17 protein-coding genes are annotated in these 18,159 nt (G+C 57.8%); 8 read left to right on the forward strand and 9 right to left on the reverse strand.

Features of this window, described 5'->3' with window-relative positions; all coding sequences use genetic code 11:
* The first annotated feature begins 38 nt into the window (after nucleotides 1-38).
* Genes ACR3EG_RS18575 through ACR3EG_RS18595 form a run of 5 tightly spaced genes read left to right on the forward strand, consistent with a single transcriptional unit; the run spans nucleotide 39 to nucleotide 4,636 of the window.
* On the forward strand, nucleotides 39-536 hold the full coding sequence (locus ACR3EG_RS18575) for a flagellar basal body-associated FliL family protein (RefSeq protein ID WP_480497077.1): 498 nt from the start codon (nucleotides 39-41) through the stop codon (nucleotides 534-536).
* 9 nt (nucleotides 537-545) lie between these two features.
* Nucleotides 546-1,013 (forward strand): hypothetical protein, encoded by a 468-nt coding sequence (locus ACR3EG_RS18580; RefSeq protein ID WP_480497076.1) that lies wholly within the window; start codon nucleotides 546-548, stop codon nucleotides 1,011-1,013.
* Entirely contained in the window at nucleotides 1,010-1,582 is a 573-nt protein-coding gene (locus tag ACR3EG_RS18585; protein WP_480497075.1) for a MotE family protein, read from the forward strand. The genes ACR3EG_RS18580 and ACR3EG_RS18585 overlap by 4 nt, the downstream gene beginning before the upstream one ends.
* A gap of 46 nt (nucleotides 1,583-1,628) precedes the next feature.
* A complete protein-coding gene (gene motA / locus ACR3EG_RS18590) occupies nucleotides 1,629-2,498 on the forward strand; it encodes a flagellar motor stator protein MotA (RefSeq protein ID WP_480497074.1) in 870 nt (289 codons plus the stop codon).
* Nucleotides 2,495-4,636: a hypothetical protein gene (locus ACR3EG_RS18595; protein ID WP_480497073.1), complete on the forward strand. Its 2,142-nt coding sequence runs from the start codon at nucleotides 2,495-2,497 to the stop codon at nucleotides 4,634-4,636. The genes motA and ACR3EG_RS18595 overlap by 4 nt, the downstream gene beginning before the upstream one ends.
* 19 nt (nucleotides 4,637-4,655) lie before the next feature.
* Here ACR3EG_RS18595 and ACR3EG_RS18600 read toward each other — a convergent pair whose 3' ends face one another.
* On the reverse strand, nucleotides 4,656-6,017 hold the full coding sequence (locus ACR3EG_RS18600; RefSeq protein WP_480497072.1) for an MmgE/PrpD family protein: 1,362 nt from the start codon (nucleotides 6,015-6,017) through the stop codon (nucleotides 4,656-4,658).
* Nucleotides 6,014-8,458, reverse strand: a complete 2,445-nt coding sequence (locus tag ACR3EG_RS18605) for a GcvT family protein (RefSeq protein ID WP_480497071.1) — start codon at nucleotides 8,456-8,458, stop codon at nucleotides 6,014-6,016. Before ACR3EG_RS18605 ends, ACR3EG_RS18600 begins: the two co-directional genes overlap by 4 nt.
* A gap of 371 nt (nucleotides 8,459-8,829) precedes the next feature.
* On the opposite strand from ACR3EG_RS18605, the gene ACR3EG_RS18610 reads away from it, so the two are divergent.
* Nucleotides 8,830-9,159 (forward strand): hypothetical protein, encoded by a 330-nt coding sequence (locus tag ACR3EG_RS18610; protein WP_170755199.1) that lies wholly within the window; start codon nucleotides 8,830-8,832, stop codon nucleotides 9,157-9,159.
* Nucleotides 9,160-9,162: 3 nt separating this feature from the next.
* Here the strand turns inward: ACR3EG_RS18610 and ACR3EG_RS18615 are convergent, their stop codons facing one another.
* Both ACR3EG_RS18615 and trhO read right to left on the reverse strand, forming a co-directional pair.
* Nucleotides 9,163-9,663 (reverse strand): potassium channel family protein, encoded by a 501-nt coding sequence (locus ACR3EG_RS18615; RefSeq protein WP_480497070.1) that lies wholly within the window; start codon nucleotides 9,661-9,663, stop codon nucleotides 9,163-9,165.
* A gap of 69 nt (nucleotides 9,664-9,732) precedes the next feature.
* Nucleotides 9,733-10,638: an oxygen-dependent tRNA uridine(34) hydroxylase TrhO gene (gene trhO / locus ACR3EG_RS18620; RefSeq protein ID WP_480497069.1), complete on the reverse strand. Its 906-nt coding sequence runs from the start codon at nucleotides 10,636-10,638 to the stop codon at nucleotides 9,733-9,735.
* Between the two features lie 93 nt (nucleotides 10,639-10,731).
* Here trhO and pncA point away from each other — a divergent pair, with 93 nt between their 5' ends.
* Entirely contained in the window at nucleotides 10,732-11,325 is a 594-nt protein-coding gene (gene pncA, locus ACR3EG_RS18625; protein ID WP_480497068.1) for a bifunctional nicotinamidase/pyrazinamidase, read from the forward strand.
* Here pncA and ACR3EG_RS18630 read toward each other — a convergent pair.
* Nucleotides 11,322-11,855 (reverse strand): hypothetical protein, encoded by a 534-nt coding sequence (locus ACR3EG_RS18630; protein WP_480497067.1) that lies wholly within the window; start codon nucleotides 11,853-11,855, stop codon nucleotides 11,322-11,324. The genes pncA and ACR3EG_RS18630 overlap by 4 nt on opposite strands.
* A 163-nt stretch (nucleotides 11,856-12,018) precedes the next feature.
* Between ACR3EG_RS18630 and pncB the strand changes: the two genes are divergently transcribed.
* Nucleotides 12,019-13,311, forward strand: a complete 1,293-nt coding sequence (gene pncB, locus ACR3EG_RS18635; RefSeq protein ID WP_480497066.1) for a nicotinate phosphoribosyltransferase — start codon at nucleotides 12,019-12,021, stop codon at nucleotides 13,309-13,311.
* A gap of 3 nt (nucleotides 13,312-13,314) precedes the next feature.
* Here pncB and ACR3EG_RS18640 read toward each other — a convergent pair whose 3' ends face one another.
* The 4 genes from ACR3EG_RS18640 to ACR3EG_RS18655 are packed head-to-tail and all read right to left on the reverse strand — an operon-like array spanning nucleotide 13,315 to nucleotide 18,153.
* Complete coding sequence (locus tag ACR3EG_RS18640) at nucleotides 13,315-14,766, reverse strand: aldehyde dehydrogenase family protein (protein ID WP_480497065.1); 1,452 nt, start codon at nucleotides 14,764-14,766, stop codon at nucleotides 13,315-13,317.
* A gap of 32 nt (nucleotides 14,767-14,798) precedes the next feature.
* Entirely contained in the window at nucleotides 14,799-16,397 is a 1,599-nt protein-coding gene (locus ACR3EG_RS18645; RefSeq protein WP_480497064.1) for an ABC transporter ATP-binding protein, read from the reverse strand.
* Nucleotides 16,394-17,209 carry an ABC transporter permease gene (locus tag ACR3EG_RS18650; RefSeq protein WP_480497063.1) on the reverse strand — a complete coding sequence of 272 codons (816 nt, stop codon included), beginning with the start codon at nucleotides 17,207-17,209 and terminating at the stop codon, nucleotides 16,394-16,396. Before ACR3EG_RS18650 ends, ACR3EG_RS18645 begins: the two co-directional genes overlap by 4 nt.
* Nucleotides 17,206-18,153: an ABC transporter permease gene (locus tag ACR3EG_RS18655; protein ID WP_480497062.1), complete on the reverse strand. Its 948-nt coding sequence runs from the start codon at nucleotides 18,151-18,153 to the stop codon at nucleotides 17,206-17,208. The genes ACR3EG_RS18650 and ACR3EG_RS18655 overlap by 4 nt, the downstream gene beginning before the upstream one ends.
* Nucleotides 18,154-18,159: the final 6 nt, after the last annotated feature.

An 18,159-nucleotide genomic window follows, 5' to 3' on the forward strand; every position in this document is an offset into this window, starting at 1 on the left:
GGGTTATGACAGTTGCGGAACGGATGAATGAGGACGTCATGACCGACGCGACTGCAGAACAGGCAGAAGAGACTGAAAAATCAGGGAAAAGTGGTTTGATTATCAGTGCGATTCTAGCCGTGGCCGGGGCAGCTGGCGGATACTACCTGACCACGTCGGGAATGTTACCCTTTGGCCCGAAACCAACCGCTGAAGCACCTATGAAAGAAGGTACGGAAAAACCTCTCAAGGCCCTGCCCGACGTGGTTTTTGTCGATCTGCCGCCGGTCATCGTTTCGATCAAGTCGGGCGATTCGCGGCACCTGAAGTTTCATGCGCAGCTTGAGGTGAATCCAGAACACCTGAGCGACGTTGAAAAAATGAAGCCGCGAATCATGGACGTCCTGAATGGATATTTGCGTGCCGTTCAAGTTGGGGATCTGGAAGATTCCCTGGCGCTGATGCGCATACGCGGCCATCTGCTGCGTCGAATCGGGATCGTCGTCGGAGAAGACCGCGTGCGCGATGTTCTCGTGATGGAATTCGTACTGAACTAGGAGGCGAAATTGGAATTGATCGCAGATATTTTTCTGGTTGCCGGCGCTCTTGGTGCAGGCCTGTATTGTTTTGTTCTATCGCGCCGCCTCAGGCGTTTCACGGATCTTGAAAAAGGCGTTGGCGGAGCAGTGGCCGTTTTGTCTTCGCAGGCAGAAGAACTTAAGAAATCACTGGATTCGGCCCGTGCGACGTCAGATCAGGCTGGTGATGAACTCAAGTCGCTAACTCTCAGAGCGGAATCTGTGGCCCAGCAGCTAGAGTTGATGATGGCGTCGATGCACGACGTCATTCCAGAAAAAGACGAGGTAGAAGAAACAGACACAGCAGGGGCGACCGAAACGGCCTTTTTACCGAAGGACGAGGTTCCAACAGAACCCAAATCCACGACCGAGCTGACAGAAAAGCCCGAGCCCAAACGCGCGATGGGTCTCATGTTTATGCGACATACGCGCAAAATCGGTGAGGGAACGGCATGACTCGCAAGGCTTCCAACCGGCCCAAAGGCGGCGTTCTTACAGTGATCTCGTTGTTGATGGTCGGGTCTGCAGCAATCCGCGTTGGGCTTGAAGCCGGACCTGCCTTGGCCAAGGCCGCGGAGCCGTCGGTCACTGCCGCGAAACCGATAATGGACGACCATCCCAAAACCCGAGAATTGCTGACTGCTTTGTTGCGCCGCGAACAAGCATTGAAAGAGCGTGAGGCGGCGATTTTGGAAAAGGAAAGAGCCCTCGATATCGCTGATCAGGCGATCGAGGCGCGCCTTGTTACGTTACAGGACGCCGAAAAGAGCCTTCGGGAAACGTTATCCTATGCCCAAAAAGCAGCAGAGACCGATCTGACGCGGTTGACCGATGTGTACCAAAGCATGAAACCGAAAGACGCCGCAGCCTTGTTTGAGACAATGGATCCGGGTTTCGCAGCTGGTTTTTTGTCCCGCATGCCGCCGGACGCAGCTGCCGGCGTCCTCGCCGGGCTCAGCCCCGAGGCGGCCTATACAATCAGCGTCATCATGGCGGGGCGAAATGCTGCCGCCCCTCAGGAATAAACTTTATGTCCTTTAATCCCGCATTTGACTTCGTCGGAGAGCACACATGATCGGAATAATCGGAATCGTCGTCATTTTCGCCATGGTGTTCGGCGGCTATTTGGCTGCGGGCGGCAAAATGACGATCATCCTTAAGTCATTGCCATTCGAGATGATGATGATCGGAGGCGCGGCCGTGGGCGCCTTTTTGATCAGCAATGACATGAGCGCCGTGAAACACACCATCAAGGATATGGGCAAGGTTTTCAAAGGTCCCAAGTGGAAACCCGAAGACTATCGCGATCTGCTTTGTCTTCTGTTTTCGATGATCCGTATTGCCAAGGCGAACCCGGTCGAGGTCGAACAGCACATTGAAGACCCTCAAAACTCGTCTCTTTTTTCCGCCTATCCCAAGATCCAATCGGATAAGGAAGCCGTTGACCTGATTTGTGACACAATGCGATCCGCGTCGATGAATTACGACGATCCGCATCAGGTCGAGGAAGTTCTGGAAAAGCGGATGGAGGCGAATTTCCATCACGCCATGCATTCCAGCCATGCTTTGCAAACGGTGGCTGATGGCTTGCCCGCGTTGGGTATCGTTGCTGCCGTTCTGGGGGTTATCAAGACAATGGGCTCGATTGACCAACCACCCGAGGTATTGGGTAAGTTGATCGGTGGTGCTCTGGTCGGTACGTTTCTAGGGGTTTTTCTGGCTTATGGTCTGGTCGGACCCTTCGCTGGCAAGCTGAAGGCCGTGGTTGAAGAGGACAACCATTTCTACCAGTTGATCAAAGAAGTACTGGTCGCCAATTTACACAACCATAATGCCGCGATGTGTATCGAGGTTGGCCGACAGAATACACCGACGCATAACCGCCCCGGCTTCTCGGACCTTGAAAAGGCGCTGAAAGAGCTTAAGCAGGCAGCCGCATGAAAAAGTCCTGGGGCATAGCGGCCATCTTGCTTGGGGCGGCTCACGCCGTTTCCGCCGAGGAATTGACCGTCCGGACGGGTGAACATAACGGTTATACCCGATTAGTTGTACAGATCCCGCCTGATACCGGCTGGAATCTGGCTCAAACGAAAAATGGTGCCCGCCTTAACGTGGCACTCGATGACGTGACTTTCGAAACTGGGTCTGTGTTCCGCCGTTTAACGCAAAACCGCCTTTCGGCATTATCACAAAAGAAACCGGGGGATGCGCTAGAGTTGCAATTTGGTTGCGACTGTGTGGCGTCCTCATTTCTTTACAAAGACACGATGGTCGTGGTGGATATTGCGCCCGCTGCCTACATTCCACCGCTCAGCGAAGATATCCCACCGCCTTTGCTCCCCAAAGCGGCTGTGCAGGAAAACCCGCTTGAGACAGTCCGGAAAACCGAGGTGGTGGCGCCTCCTTTGCTTAATTTGAACGCGCGGCAATTTGAAAACCAGCTATCCACAAAACTGCTGCAAGGTGCAGATCGTTCTATCGTCGATCTGAACCTTACTCCTGCTGGCCCAAGATCAACCGGATTCCAAAACGCGCCTCTTCTGCCTTCAGATCTGGAGGCGAATATCAACGTCACCTCAATTCTTGACGAATTGAACGATCTGCTTGGCCCAGATCTCATTGAACTTGAACGTCAGCCGTCCTGCATTACCAATGCCGAGATTGGGTTTGACACCTGGTCTGACCTGCGACCGTTCTCGAAACAAGTGGCAAGCGCCCGCGCCGCTCTGTTTCATGAATTTGACCGCGTCGATCGCGCACGCGCGTTAGGGCTTGCAAGGCTCTATGCCTATCACGGGTTTGGCGTTGAGGCGCTCGCCATGTTGGACCTTGCGACGCCTGACGAAAGCGAGCGGCAAATGATTGCAACAATCGCCCAGATTCTTGACGAACGCTTGGTGGATGAGCCGAACCCGTTTCAGGAGCAACAGCGATGCGACAGTGACGCAGCCTTTTGGTCTGTATTGTCGGAAGGCGTACTAGCAAAAAATGCGCAACTGAGGTCAATCGAACATGCATTTGCTCGTCTACCTGATCATTTGCGCAAGCAACTTGGTCCCAGACTGTCGGAAATTATGGTGGAAGGCGGCCAATTGGAAGCCGCAAGACGGGTGCTTCGATCCGTTGATCGGGTTGAGAACACCAGCAGCGCCGATACGTCCAAAGCCAAAGCAACCATAGCTAAGGCGGAAGGCGACGGCCAAGAAACAGAGCTCCGTCTGAAAGAAGCAATCGAAGCGGGAGATTCGGGTTCCGAAGCGCCCCTTTCGTTGGCGCGCCTTATTGAAAAACGTTGGTCTGAACGCGGTGCGGTTTCGCCCAAGGAACTGGGTTTGGCTGCGGCCTTTGAGATAGAGTATCGCGAGTCCGAGATGCATCCAATGTTACAGCGTGCGCATGCGGTTGCACTAAGCCTAAGCAATGATTTCGATCAGGCGATGGATACCGCACTGCAAATACCCGATGGGCAAGACCACGAGGGAGCCGTTAACCGCGTTGTGCAAATTCTGGTTGAGCGGTCCGAGGACATAACATTTCTGCGCCATACAATCGGCTTATCCAGCAATATCTCGAAGGTTTTGACCACGGAAACCGCTGTCTCTGTCGCAGAGCGGTTGGTGGAACTTGGGTTCGCCAGCCGGGCATTTGCGCTAGCGAACCGGCCTCAGGACACGTCTTTTAGGTCCAAACGAGCAAGGCTTAGGGCGCATTCATCGTTACTGCAGGGACGTCCACATCAAGCTTTGCTGGAGTTGGAGGGAGACATATCCCAAGACGCGTTGGCTCTTAAGACGCGGGCCTTGCAGGACATCGGGGATTTTGTACAAGCGGGACAACTTTTGGGCGATGCTAACGACCATGATGAAGCCAACAGGTTATTCTGGCTCGCTGGTCAATCCGACGCAATCACCAAAGAGCTTGAAGCCAAATATGGAACGGTCAACGACTTGACGCAGACTCTCACCAGTTCGCCTGAACGACACCCCGGAAAACCCTTGGCAGATGCAGAGGGCCTTTTGCAGGACAGTGCGGATACAAGGGAAAATATCTCGACGCTTCTTGAAACGTTGAAAGACTAACCCTTTGAATCTCTGAAATTTACTGTGCTTTTCTATAAGCAGGTGCAAAAAGCTGCGGGCTTAGATCGGAAAATCGTGAAGACTCACCTGTCCAGCCCAAAATAGCCGCGGCGATGGCGTCTGTGCGCTCGACACCGATCGCAGGCATGGCAAAGTCCTTGAACTTTGCGATCACATCTGCGCGGCTGAACGGATCTTCGGGCCCGCCTCGCGCGTGAACGTCGCCCGACGCAAAGACACGGCCGTCAGTTGTGGTAATACGCACATCCGCCCAACGTCCTTCTGGAAACCGTAGGGAATGACGTTGATCCTCGGATACCTGAATACGGGTGATGAAGGCGGCAACTTTTGGATCGCACAGACCCGCGCCCGAAATATGTTCGACGCCGATTCGCCCGTAAATCGCCTGAACGGCAACCGCAAAAGGCAGCGAGTATTGTGCTTGAGACGTCGTGTCGGGCATTCCTGAGAATAAACGGGCGGCTTCATGAAAGCTGTTGATTTGCACCGTTTTGATCTGATCCGCCGATAGTGCATTGTTCAGCATCAGCATTCGCACTCCGTCAATGGCAGCGTGGGCCCATCTGCAGATAGGGTAAGGCTTCACGTATTGATGCTCGACTTGCCAAAACTGGCCCAGGTCAGCCCAGTACTGCGCGGCCGGCTCGGCCTCGACCGTGATCGCTGGAGCGCCAGTAAAACCGCGTTCGGCCAGAACGGCGGCAGAGAGCCCGACCAATGCGCCCCAGCCCGAGCCATCATGCAACATGGTAGGGTTCGCAATTTCGCGCATCATTTGACTGCGCGGGCCGTGATATTCGGCAACACCCATGGCATGTCGCATCTGTTCGCGAGAATGACGGCGCAACCTAGATGCCATGGCCACGACGCCCAACGCATTCCAAGCGCCCGATGTGTGATAATCACTGACAGATGCGTGCAGTGACATACCGGCACGCCCGGCAACCTCGTACCCGGTGACGACGGCTGCCAGTGCTTCGGGGCCGGTCAGGTCCGGGCAATGTTCAGCCAGAGCGACAAGAGCCGGTAAAACCACCACGCCGATATGCCCTTTGGTAGGGTTATAGCCGTCATGGCCGTCCAGATTGTCAATCTGCGTTGCCGCAGCATAGGCCGCGCCGGCCAGGCTTACGGTCCGCCCGTCAAACATCATGCGCGCGCTGAAACCAGGATCGGAACTGGCATAGAGCAGTGCTGCGGTATCCCGCGCGATCACACCAGCCTCCATCTGGGCGGACGCGATTAGGATACCCATCGTATCCAGCATCATCAGCGCAGCCGCTTCCTTGGCTGACTCTGGCATATCTGCCGCTGGCCGGTCCAAGGTAAACTCAGCAACACGGGTGAAAGCATTGGTCATTCGGCGGGCTCTGCTGCGGGTTGATGGAGGCCGCGCAAGCGAAGCCCGGACGGATCGAACGGAGGCTCTGCCAAGACAGTTGCGCTGTGTGGAGTGCCCAGAATGAATACCTCGACCTTGTCGCCGGGTTGCGCAGCGTCGGGGTTCACATATCCAATGGCGAGCGACTTGCCGACGGAATACCCATAAGCACCCGATGTGACGCGCCCGACCGGGCGCCCGTCCGGCGTGAAAATGGGCTCTCCCCCGGACGCATCGGCTGTCTTGGCATCAATCTCAAAGATCGACAGTACTTCTCGGGGCGGAGTGTCCTTGATCTCCAGATAGGCGTTTTTGTTCAGGAAGTCCTTATCCAATTTGATCAATCCTGAAAGGCCGACCTCGTGCGGCCAATATTCCTGTGAATATTCGCGACCCCACGACCCATACCCCTTTTCGATGCGCAAAGACCCCAGCGCGCGACCACCAACAGGGCCTCCGCCAAGATCGTTTGCAGCGTCTAAAAGCGCAGTATAGAGCCTAACTTGATCCTCTTCGGCACAGTGCAACTCCCATCCGAAATCCCCGGTAAAGCTGACACGAATGGCTAAACACTGAACGCCCGCCACCTCGATTTGACGAGACCGCAAGAAACGGGACCCCTCGTTAGACAGGTCTGCATTCGTCAGCCGTTGCAACAGATCGCGCGATCTGGGGCCGGCAACGTTGAAGCCAGCGATGCGGTTTGTGGCAACCTCGAAACTGGTGCCTTCTGGCAGATCAACCATGTTGAAGAACCGCTGATGGTACCGCTCGGCCATGCCTGAACCGATCATCATGTATTCATCGTCGGCCACCTTGGTAATGGTAAAGTCGCCCGCCACGCCACCACGCACCGAGATCAGAGGCGTCAGGCAAGAGCGTCCAACCTCGGTCGGTACCCGGTTAGCGACAAGACGATCCAGCCAATCGTGCGCCCCCAACCCCTTGATCACGTAGTTGGCGAAGTTCGAGATGTCGATCACACCCACATTGTCCCGCAGCATCTGGACTTCACGGCCAACCGGTTCCCACCAATTCTGGCGGGTGAAGCCGGTAGTCTCGACCACACCAGGCTGATCGGCGAACCAGAGGGGGTGTTCCCACCCACAGTTCAGACCAAAGACGCAACCCATCTCCTTTTGCATCTGATAAGCCGGGCGCAGGCGCGCGGGACGTCCGGCGCTGCGTTCTTCGTTCGGGAAGTGAATGGCGAAGCGGTGCGTATAAACGTCCTGCACCCGCGCCTTTGTGAAGGCCTTGTCGGCCCAGTCGCCGAACCGCGCCAGATCCCAGGCAAACATGTCGTATTGCGGCTCGCCCTCGATCATCCATTGCGCCGACAAAAGGCCAAGTCCGCCCGATTGCGAAAATCCGGGGATGATGCCGGTGCAACAGAAATAGTTCTGCAGCTCGGGCACCGGTCCCCAGATCGCATTGCTGTCCGGCGACCAGATCATCGGGCCGTTGATCACCCGCTTCACACCGGCGGTCGCGGCCACTGGTACACGGTCGGTTGCGCGGATGACGTTCTCCATGATGCGATCCAAATCGTCGGGGAACAGATCGTGGGCGAAATCAAGCGGCGTGCCGTTTTCGGCCCAAAACCGCATGTCTTTTTCATAGGCACCGATCAGCAAACCGTTGCCTTCTTGCCGGAAATAGTACTCGCCATCCCGGTCGGCGATGGACGGCAAGCGGCGGCCCAACGCGGCGACTTCATCAATCGCTTCGGTGACGAAATACTGATGTTCGGTTGGTTGCAGGGGCAGTTCAATACCCGCCAATGCGGCCACCTCACGCCCCCACAGCCCGCCGGCATTCACCACCCACTGCGTATGGATATCGCCCTTTGCGGTACGAACGATCCACGATCCGTCTGGTTGCTGTTCAGTGCCTAACACAGGGCAAAATCGCTCAATACTGGCACCCATTGCACGTGCTCCGGCCGCATAGGCATGGGTCACGCCCGAGGGGTCAACATTGCCGCCATCGGGTTCGAACATGATACAGCGGATATCATCGAATTGCGCCAGAGGGTGCAGTTCCATGGCCTGTTCGCGGCTGATCTCGTGGAAGTTAAGACCGTAGAAACGCGCCTTGGCTTCTTGCAGGCGCAGTTGGTGTTCACGATCCTCGGTCTGCGCCAAATAAAGCGAGCCGGATTGAAACACGCCACAGCCCTGCCCGGTTTCAGCCTCCAGCTGTTTATACAGGTTCATCGTATAGTGCTGGATACGGGTGATGTTGTTGTTGTCGTGCAGCCCGTGGATATTGGCCGCCGCGTGCCAGGTCGATCCGCTGGTCAGCTCATCGCGTTCCAGCAAGATCACATCGGTCCAGCCCAGCTTGGCGAGGTGATACAGGATCGAGCAGCCGACCAGCCCCCCTCCGATGACAACGGCCTGAGCATGGGTTTTCATTGGCGCACCTCCTACAGAGCTTGCACGAAAGTCAGCCACAGGTCAGGGGCTACTGATGCTCTGTTCCCGACGCAAAATGTCGGTAATGACGATCAAAACGCCGGAAGCAAACGCCGCGTCGGCGGATCATCGCCCGGTGGCACCAAACGCGCGATGTCGTGAGCATCTGTGTCTTGAAATGAGACGCACTGATTCTTTGATTAAATTAGGAAGCACGAAAATACGTGCCGAATTGGTCGAAACGCGACGGGACAGGCTGGTTTGAAACGCGGTGAAAACCGTGTGGATCAGCGGAAATCTTGAAAAAGTTCCTAAAATGTTCTATATTTGTTCCATCATTATGCCTGAGGTGGAACGGAGGTATTCGAGCTATGGCCAACGCTGCCCGTCAAAGCTGGTACGACGCACCCAGCAACGATTATCACATGCTGCCCGTCACAGACCGGCAGATGCGCTATGCGCGCGCGATTGCCCAGCAATCGGCGCTTGAAATCCCGGTCGAGGCACAACGCGACCGCAGGGCCATGTCACAGTGGATTTCGGCGCATAAACAGGATGACCCGTCGCCATTTGCCAATTACCCCACTGGCAAACAGGTCGCTTTTGCTGAACGGATCTCGCGTTCCAAACGCAGGCCGATACCGTCTGAGTGTTTCCGCGACAAGCACATGATGTCTCGGTGGATTGACACCAACAAATAGGCTCTAATCCGAATGGTTTCGGGCATAAAGTGCCACGGCAGCGGCGACGAAGAGGCCCAGCAGGATGTAGCCTGTCACCGCTTCGGACACGGCCAACGCGCGGCACAGGCCGGTCGGGGCCATGTCACCATATCCAACGGTGGTGAAGGTGACGTATGAGAAATACAGGATGTCCCCCGGTCCGCTGGCACCGACCACGCAGTTGTCTTTATAGCCGAACGCACCATAGACGGCGGCGAACAGGAAGGGGACGACCTGAATAAAGGAAACGCCCATCAAGAACAGCACACGACGCGGCGATTTCACTTGGGTCATGTAGAACCAGGACTGCGACACGATCCACAACAGCAAACCGACCGAGGCGAGGGTACCGATCGTATCGCCTGCGGTGGCCTCGCTCAGGCGTGATAGGCCGAACCACGCCACGAAACTGGCCACAACCATGCCACCCGCCGCCAGCAGGGTCGATTTCCATTCCTCCAGAGTGGTGGGTGCGCGCGACATTGGGCCTCCGGTCACAGGGTCTGCGTGTGATCATCCCGGTTTGCACCGGGGCCTGCAACCGGAATTGGCTTAATCTGCTCCCAGATGTTCCTGCCCGCGCGAACGTGCTAGACCTATCTGCTTTTGCCGCTCGCGGAAGCGCATTTTGTCCGCTTCCGAGGTCTCATCTACGCATTGGTGGCACGCAACGCCGTGCTCATATTCGGGCCGTTTCATATCCTCGGGCCGGATCGGGCGGCGGCAGCCGTGGCACAGGTTATGAGGCCCCTCGACCAGCCCATGCCCCACAGAAACGCGGTTGTCGAACACAAAGCACTCACCTTGCCAGGTGCTGTCCTCGGCGGGCATTTCTTCGAGATAGCGGAGGATACCACCCTTGAGGTGATAGACATCCTCGACCCCCTGCCCCAGCAGGAAGTTGGTGGATTTCTCGCACCGGATACCGCCGGTGCAGAACATGGCCACGCGCTTGTTGTGGAAGCGGTCCTTGTTTTCCTCCCACCACGCAGGGAATTCGCGGAAACTGGCTGTTTCAGGGTCTATTGCGCCCTCAAACGTACCAATCGCCACTTCGTAGTCGTTGCGCGTGTCGATCACCACCACATCGTCCGAGCGGATCAGGTCGTTCCACTCCTCAGGCTCGACGTAATTGCCGACGCGGGCACGCGGATCGACATCCGGCTGGCCCATGGTCACGATCTCTTTCTTCAGCCGCACCTTCATCTTGCCAAAGGGCGGATGATCGGCGGTGGCCTCTTTCCACTCCAGATCGGCACAACCCGGCAGTGCCTTGATATGGGCCAGTACGGCGTCAATCCCGGCGCGGGGGCCAGCGATGGTGCCGTTGATCCCCTCTTGCGCAAGCAGCAGCGTACCTTTGACCGATTGTGCACGGCACATGTCCAGCAAGGGTTCGCGCAAGGCGGCGTGATCAGCGAAACGGGTGAAGTGATAGAGGGCAGCGATGGTGTACATGCGCGCGGTCTAGCCTCACGCGCGCAGAGTCGCAAGGGACCGGATTGACGCCCCCTGCCTGCACCCTTACCGATATCAAAAAAGGAGATCGCGATGACCCATGCCCTGATCGTACTCGACGTCCAGAACGATTTCTGCCCCGGCGGCGCGCTGGCCGTGCCCGAAGGCGACCAGATCGTGGCGCCTATCAACGCGATGATGGACGACTTCGACGCCGTGATCCTGACGCAGGACTGGCACCCGGCCGGGCATTCGTCTTTCGCCAGCTCTCACGCGGGGAAAAACCCCTATGACATGACCGAAATGCCCTATGGCCCGCAGGTTCTATGGCCCGATCATTGCGTGCAAGATACGCACGGTGCCATGTTTCACCCCAATCTGCGCACAGATGCGGACCTGATCATCCGAAAGGGGTTCCGCCCAACCATCGATAGCTATTCTGCCTTTTTCGAAAACGACAAGACCACCCCAACGGGGTTGGAAGGATACCTGAACACGCGCGGCATACGAAAACTGACGATGGTAGGGTTGGCAACAGACTTCTGTGTACACTTCTCGGCCGTGGACGCAGCCCGGCTGGGATTCGAGGTCACAGTTCGGTTGGACGTTTGCCGCGCTATTGATCTGGATGGTTCACTGTCGACGGCTGAAGCCGCAATGCGTGACGCCGGTGTAACGCTGTCCTAAGGGGTCGCGCCACGCTCGGCCAGGTATTTGACAATAACAAACAGAATTACAGCCAGCCCCAGTGCCACGCCGATCCGTCCCGGCAAGGTACGGCGTTCGGGCGATGCAGGGGATTTGTACCGAGGATTTGGCGTCCAGTCCGCAACTGTACGGCGCTGACCATTGCGAGGACGGGCGTTTTTAATGTCCCGAAGGAATTTGCGGAAGTCGAACTCGCCACAATATTCGCCTTGCACGCCCAAATTGCGAATATTGGCAAACAAGGCGCGCAGAACGCGATCCCGTTCGGCCTCGTCCCGGGGCCGATACAGCCCGTGCATCAGGTCGCTGCCGGTCGCATCCAGTCCAAAACCCGCATCCTGAAAAATCTTGCGAATCTTCGGCGAGGTCGCCCGCAAGGCGTCAGCTGTCTTTACGTCGCGAAACATCGCACGCAGCACTGGTTTCTTCGAAAAACCATCCGGGCCCGAATCTGGATCCCCTTCCCCCGGATCGACGACAACAATGTCAAAATCGTACTCGAGAACCATTCACCAACTTAACCTCGTCCTTCGACCTCTCTTCTCACTAACCGGTGAAAAGAACACACAATATGCTCGCTTTGTGACCTGACATTGTCATTGTCACCAAACCAGCGACTCTTGCCATTCCACACACCGATTGATCTAACAACGGAAATCGCAGGAGTTCCTCATGGTCGATATTGCGGCACGTGTGTACAATCATAAATGGCAGATTGACCCGATTGTACGGTCTTTAATCGACACAGATTTCTACAAACTGCTGATGTGCCAGTCAGTGTTTCGAAATCGGCCCCAAACGGATGTTGTGTTTTCGCTGATTAATCGGTCGAATCACATACCTTTGGCCAAGCTCATCGACGAGGGAGAACTGCGCGAACAGCTGGATCATATCCGCTCACTCAGCCTCAGCCGCGGCGAAAGCACGTGGCTGCGGGGCAATATGTTCTACGGCAAACGACAGATGTTCCGGTCCGATTTCATGGAGTGGTTCGAGAATCTGCGCCTGCCCCCCTATCATCTGGAACGTAAGGGCGATCAGTACGAACTGACGTTCGAGGGCAAATGGCACGAGGTCATGTTGTGGGAAATTCCCGCGCTTGCCGTACTGATGGAGCTACGCTCGCGCGCCGTGCTGAACGACATGCGCCGGTTCGAGCTGCAGGTGCTCTATGCCCGCGCAATGACCCGCGTTTGGGAAAAGATTGAACAATTGCGCGACATTGATGGACTGGGCATTGCAGATTTCGGCACCCGGCGGCGTCATTCGTTCCTGTGGCAGGACTGGTGCGTACAAGCCATGATCGAAGGATTAGGGTCTGCATTTTCCGGCACCTCGAACTGCCTGATCGCCATGCGGCGCGAGGTTGAAGCCATCGGCACCAACGCGCACGAACTGCCCATGGTCTACTCCGCGCTGGCCGATACGGACGCGGAACTGGCGCAAGCACCCTATGATGTTCTCAGCGACTGGCATGAAGAACATGACGGCAACTTGCGCATCATCTTGCCGGACACCTATGGAACACAGGGCTTTCTGGACAGTGCGCCCGACTGGCTTGCAGGCTGGACTGGCATCCGTGTCGATAGTGGGGACCCGGCAACGGGGGCGGAAACCGCGATCAACTGGTGGAAATCACGCGGCGAGGACCCGCGTGAAAAACGCGTGATCTTCTCGGATGGGCTGGATGTGGACAAGATCCGAGAGCTGCATGGCCAATTCGCCGGACGGACAAAAGTGTCCTTTGGCTGGGGTACATTGCTGACCAACGATTTCCGCGGGCTGGTCCCGCATGACGCGCTGGCACCGTTTTCGCTGGTGTGCAAAGCAGTCTCGGCCAATGGCCGTCCGACGGTGAAATTGTCGGACAACCCTGAAAAGGCGATGGGACCGCCGGACGAGATCGAACGCTACAAACGCGTCTTCGGCGTTGGCGCGCAAAAAGCGATCGAGGTCATCGTTTAGACCCTAACCATGGTAATTCGCCACGGTTTTAAGTTGTGAAAAGCCGTATAGCGCCTCGAAACCCTTTTCTCGGCCATGACCGGATTTGCCGACGCCGCCAAAGGGCAGCTCTACCCCGCCGCCTGCCCCGTAGTTATTGACGAAGACTTGCCCCGCATTCAGCCGTTTCGCCAGTCGCATCTGCCGCGCGCCGTCGCGGGTCCAGATGCTGGCGACAAGCCCATAGTCGGTGCTGTTGGCGATCTGGGCGGCTTCGTCCTCGGTGTCGAAAGGGATCAGCACCTGCACCGGGCCGAAAATCTCATCCTGCGCCAACGTATGATCAGGCGGCACATCGGCGAACAGGGTTGGCCGCACATAAGCACCTTGAGCCGGAGCATCCTGCACGATCTGCCCTTGTCCGGCGATATTCAGGTCCGTGCCCTTGGCCAGAAACCCCTCAACAATCTCTTTTTGGCGGGCCGAGATCAACGGCCCCACCCGCAAATCCTGCACCGCAGGTCCAACGGTCAGATCAGCATAGGCCGCAACCATGCGCGCCTTGACTTGGCTATAAACCCCACGCTGCACCAGAATGCGGGACGAGGCCGAACAGGTTTGCCCCGCGTTCTGAATACCCGCATTCACCAGAAACGGAAGGGCCGCGTCCAGATCGGCATCATCAAACACCAGTTGCGGGGATTTTCCGCCCAATTCCAACGTTACTGGTACAACATTGCGCCCCGCCGCCTGCTGCACCAAGGCCCCTGTCGCGACCGATCCTGTAAACGAGATATGGTGGACGCCCGGATGCGCCGACAGTGCCGCTCCGGCTTCGGCCCCTAAACCCGGCACCACGTTTAACGCACCAGCTGGCAAACCCGCTTGTTGGGCCAGATGAGCTAAGGCCAGCGCGGTCAGGCAAGCCTCTTCCGCCGGTTTCAGGACGCAGGCATTGCCCATCGCCAGTGCCGCCCCGACCGAACGCCCGATGATCTGCATCGGGTAGTTCCACGGCACAATATGGCCCGTTACCCCATGGGGTTCGCGCAGCGTATAAACGGTGTAGCCGTCCAGATAGGGAATCGTCTCGCCCATAACCTTATCCGCCGCGCCGCCGTAGAATTCGCAATACCGCGCCAAGGCCACCGCATCTGCGCGCGCTTGGGTCAGCGGTTTGCCCACATCCATCGCCTCCAACGCGGCCAGATCGTCCACGCATTCGAGTACCAACTGACCTAAACGAGTCAGGATGCGCCCGCGTTCCAGTGCGGTTTTTCGGCCCCAATCCCCATCCAGTGCCGCTTGCGCGGCTGCGACCGCCGCGTCGACATCAGACGCATCCCCCCGAGCGATGTGACAGATTTCCGTGCCGTCCGAGGGGTTGATCAAAGGCAGGTCGACTCCAGCAGAGGGCGCGATCCACTCTCCACCGATCAAACACAGTGCGGGGTTGAACCAAAGAGGATTGGGCATGTTTCTCTCCATTCAGGCTCTAATCATACATTTCAGCCAACGAGCGCCCCGATATCAGGCAGCACCGGCGCAGCGTCGATCAGGGTACGGGTATAGGCGTGCTGCGGATTGGCAAAGACCTGCTCGGTCTCGCCTTGTTCCACGATCTTGCCCGCCTGCATGACCATCACCCGATCAGTGATCGTGCGCACCACGCTCAGGTCGTGGCTGATGAACAGATAGGTCAGGTCGTAAGCGGCGCACAGTTCGGCCAGCAGGTCAAGGATTTGCGCCCGGACCGAGACATCAAGGGCCGAGACCGCCTCATCAAACAGGATCAATTCGGGGCGGATGATCAAGGCACGGGCAATGGCGATACGCTGACGCTGCCCGCCCGAAAATTCGTGGATGTATTTCCCCGCATCATCGGGACTGAGGCCCACGGCGGTCAGCATTTCTGCGATCCGGTCCTGCCGCTCGGTCCCTGTGGGCGGCGTGTCCAGCAAATGAAACGGTTCGGTGATCAAACGCGCGACTTTGTGGCGGGGGTTGAAGCTGCCATAGGGGTCCTGAAACACCACCTGCATTCTACGGCGCACCGCAGGGTTTGGTTTATGGCCGGTGAAAACGAGTGCACCATCCAAACGGATTTCCCCCGCTTGCACCTCTTCCAAGCCCAGAATAGCCCGCGTTAGGGTCGATTTCCCACATCCAGACTCACCTACTAAACCCAGCCGTTCACCACGATTGAGCGTAAAGCTGACCTGGTTCACCGCGCGGTGGTGGCCCGGCTTGTCGAACAAACCCTTGCGCGGCAAGCGGTATTCGCGAACAATCTGAGTGACCTCTAGCAACGGGCGATCCCCCGCTGTGTCAGGCAAGGCCACCTGATGATCCGAGGCCTCAAACAGCATACGGGTGTAAGGGTGCTGCATGTTGTGCAGCAGATCGTCGGTGGGGCCGGCTTCCACGACCTCACCGTGCCGCATCACGACGATCTGGTCTGCCATGTCAGCGACCACGGCCAGATCATGGGTGATCATCAGCAGACCCATGCCATATTCGCGAACCAACCCCTTCAGCAGATCAAGGATTTGCGCCTGGGTGGTCACGTCCAGCGCGGTTGTCGGCTCATCCGCGATCAGCAGTTTCGGCCGCAGCGCGATAGCCATGGCAATGACAACGCGCTGGCGTTGTCCGCCTGACAGCTCATGCGGATAGCGAGACAGGGGAAAGCGGTCTGGGGGAAGGCCCACGCGGCGCAACACTTCCTTCGCCCGGTCCAGAGCCTGCGTGGCAGGCATGGCCTTATGGATCAGGATCGTTTCCATGACTTGATCGCCGATGGTCTTCACCGGGTTCAGGGCTGTCATCGGCTCCTGAAACACCATCCCGATTGCGGCCCCGCGCAGGGCACACATCTCGGCTTCGGGAGTGGTCAGCACGTCCCGCCCTTCCAGCCGGATCTCGCCCTGCGTCTGCGCCCCGTTGGGCAGCAGCTGCATCACGGCCAAAGCGGTCATCGACTTGCCCGAGCCGCTTTCCCCTGTCACGGCAACGATCTGGCCGGGATCAATGGACAGGCTGACCTGCTTCAGGATCGGCGCCCCGTGGATGGACAGCGACAGGTTTTCGACCTCAAGCAAACTCATGCGCGCGCCACCCTGATCCGGGGGTCCAGCCAATCGCGCAGCCCATCGCCCAGCAGGTTCAAGCCCAGCACCGTGACAATGATCGCCAGCCCTGGAATCAGAGCCAAATGTGGGGCAAAACTGACCATAGTCTGCGCATCGGCCAGCATTCGGCCCCAGCTGGGCATGGGCGGTTGCGCACCAAGTCCTACGTAAGACAGGCCCGCCTCGGCTAGAATCCCAAGACTGAACTGAATGGTACCCTGTACGATCAGCAGATTGGCGACATTGGGCAGGATATGTTCCGCTGATATCCGCGCAGCACCCTTGCCCGCGACACGGGCGGCGAGGATGAACTCACGCTCCCACAGGGAAAGCGCCGCGCCACGGGTGATGCGGGCGAAGACAGGGATGTTGAAGATGCCGATGGCGATGATGGCGTTTATGGCCCCGGCACCGAATACGGCTGTGATCAGGATCGCTATGACCAGCGATGGGAAGGCAAAGACCAGATCATTGCCGCGCATGATCACCTCATCCAGCCACGACCCCTTGTGCGCCGCCGCTGTCAGGCCAAGGGGCACGCCCAGCGCCATACCGATCCCCACGGCAACCAGAGCAACCGCAATCGACGTACGAGCGCCCACCATGATCATCGAAAACATGTCGCGGCCGAAATGATCCGTGCCAAACCAGTTCTGTGCGCTTGGCGTCTTTAGCTTGCCGGGAATGTCCAACGCGGCGTGGTCGTAAGGTGTCCAGACAAAGGACACCAAAGCCGCCAGCAGAACCAGCGAGGACAGCAGGGCGCCAAGGATCAGGTTGCGGCTCATGTCCGGCTCCTGAGGCGGGGATCGACGGCAGCATAAGCCAGATCGACCAGGAAATTCACGGTGATGACGGCGAAAACCAGCAACATGACCACCGATTCCACCACGATCAGGTCACGGGCTGAGATCGCCTGAAACACCAAACGCCCAAGGCCGGGCAGGTAAAAGACCTGTTCGATAATGATCGACCCGGCCAGCAGGAATGAAAACTGCAAGCCGATGATGGTCAGCACCGGGATCAGCGCATTGCGGACCCCGTGCCGCCACAGGGCCTGACGGCGCGACAGACCCTTGGCGCGGGCGGTGCGCATGAAATCCTCGCCCAGAATATCCAGTAGGGATGAGCGCATGACCCGCGCCAGAATCGCGGCTTGTGGCAAGGCCAGCGCGATGGCGGGCAGCGTCAGCGAGTGCAGCCCGGTCCAAAGCCCCTGATCCCAACCTGCGAACCCTCCGGCGTTGAACCAGCGCAGGTTGATGGCAAAGATCAGCACCAGCATCATGGCAAACCAGAAATTAGGTACCGCGATGCCCAGCTGCGTCGCCCCCATCACCGTCAGATCGCCGGGCTTGCCCCGACGCGCAGCAGCATAAATCCCGGCGGGAAACGCGATCAGTGTCGACAGGGTCAGCGCATACAGCGCCAGCGGCAGGGACACCCACATACGGTCGGCGATCATTTGGGAGACCGGCGTGCGATAGGTATAAGAAGTACCGAAATCACCCACCAGCATTCCGCCGACCCAGTTGAAGTAGCGCTCGAGCTTTGAGCCATCCAAGCCCAGCTCGGCCCGTAGTGCGGCCAGTGTGTCCGCTTGCGCGTTTACGCCCAGCATGAAGGACGCAGGATCGCCCGGCGCGACCTCGATCACCGCGAAGATCACGACCGAGGCAACGGCCAAACTGATCATCAGCGATATCAGGCGTTTGAGAGCGTAGCGCAGCATAGATCG

It is taken from the genome of Ruegeria sp. AM7, from assembly GCF_056535965.1.

Excerpts from the sequence above, each read along its gene's own strand:
- ACR3EG_RS18575 (WP_480497077.1), top strand. The coding sequence starts at position 39 with ATGACCGACGCGACTGCAGAACAGGCAGAAGAGACTGAAAAATCAGGG.
- ACR3EG_RS18585 (WP_480497075.1), top strand. The coding sequence starts at position 1,010 with ATGACTCGCAAGGCTTCCAACCGGCCCAAAGGCGGCGTTCTTACAGTG.
- motA (WP_480497074.1), top strand. The coding sequence starts at position 1,629 with ATGATCGGAATAATCGGAATCGTCGTCATTTTCGCCATGGTGTTCGGC.
- ACR3EG_RS18595 (WP_480497073.1), top strand. The coding sequence starts at position 2,495 with ATGAAAAAGTCCTGGGGCATAGCGGCCATCTTGCTTGGGGCGGCTCAC.
- ACR3EG_RS18600 (WP_480497072.1), bottom strand. The coding sequence starts at position 6,017 with ATGACCAATGCTTTCACCCGTGTTGCTGAGTTTACCTTGGACCGGCCA.
- ACR3EG_RS18605 (WP_480497071.1), bottom strand. The coding sequence starts at position 8,458 with ATGAAAACCCATGCTCAGGCCGTTGTCATCGGAGGGGGGCTGGTCGGC.
- ACR3EG_RS18610 (WP_170755199.1), top strand. The coding sequence starts at position 8,830 with ATGGCCAACGCTGCCCGTCAAAGCTGGTACGACGCACCCAGCAACGAT.
- ACR3EG_RS18615 (WP_480497070.1), bottom strand. The coding sequence starts at position 9,663 with ATGTCGCGCGCACCCACCACTCTGGAGGAATGGAAATCGACCCTGCTG.
- trhO (WP_480497069.1), bottom strand. The coding sequence starts at position 10,638 with ATGTACACCATCGCTGCCCTCTATCACTTCACCCGTTTCGCTGATCAC.
- pncA (WP_480497068.1), top strand. The coding sequence starts at position 10,732 with ATGACCCATGCCCTGATCGTACTCGACGTCCAGAACGATTTCTGCCCC.
- ACR3EG_RS18630 (WP_480497067.1), bottom strand. The coding sequence starts at position 11,855 with ATGGTTCTCGAGTACGATTTTGACATTGTTGTCGTCGATCCGGGGGAA.
- pncB (WP_480497066.1), top strand. The coding sequence starts at position 12,019 with ATGGTCGATATTGCGGCACGTGTGTACAATCATAAATGGCAGATTGAC.
- ACR3EG_RS18640 (WP_480497065.1), bottom strand. The coding sequence starts at position 14,766 with ATGCCCAATCCTCTTTGGTTCAACCCCGCACTGTGTTTGATCGGTGGA.
- ACR3EG_RS18645 (WP_480497064.1), bottom strand. The coding sequence starts at position 16,397 with ATGAGTTTGCTTGAGGTCGAAAACCTGTCGCTGTCCATCCACGGGGCG.
- ACR3EG_RS18650 (WP_480497063.1), bottom strand. The coding sequence starts at position 17,209 with ATGAGCCGCAACCTGATCCTTGGCGCCCTGCTGTCCTCGCTGGTTCTG.
- ACR3EG_RS18655 (WP_480497062.1), bottom strand. The coding sequence starts at position 18,153 with ATGCTGCGCTACGCTCTCAAACGCCTGATATCGCTGATGATCAGTTTG.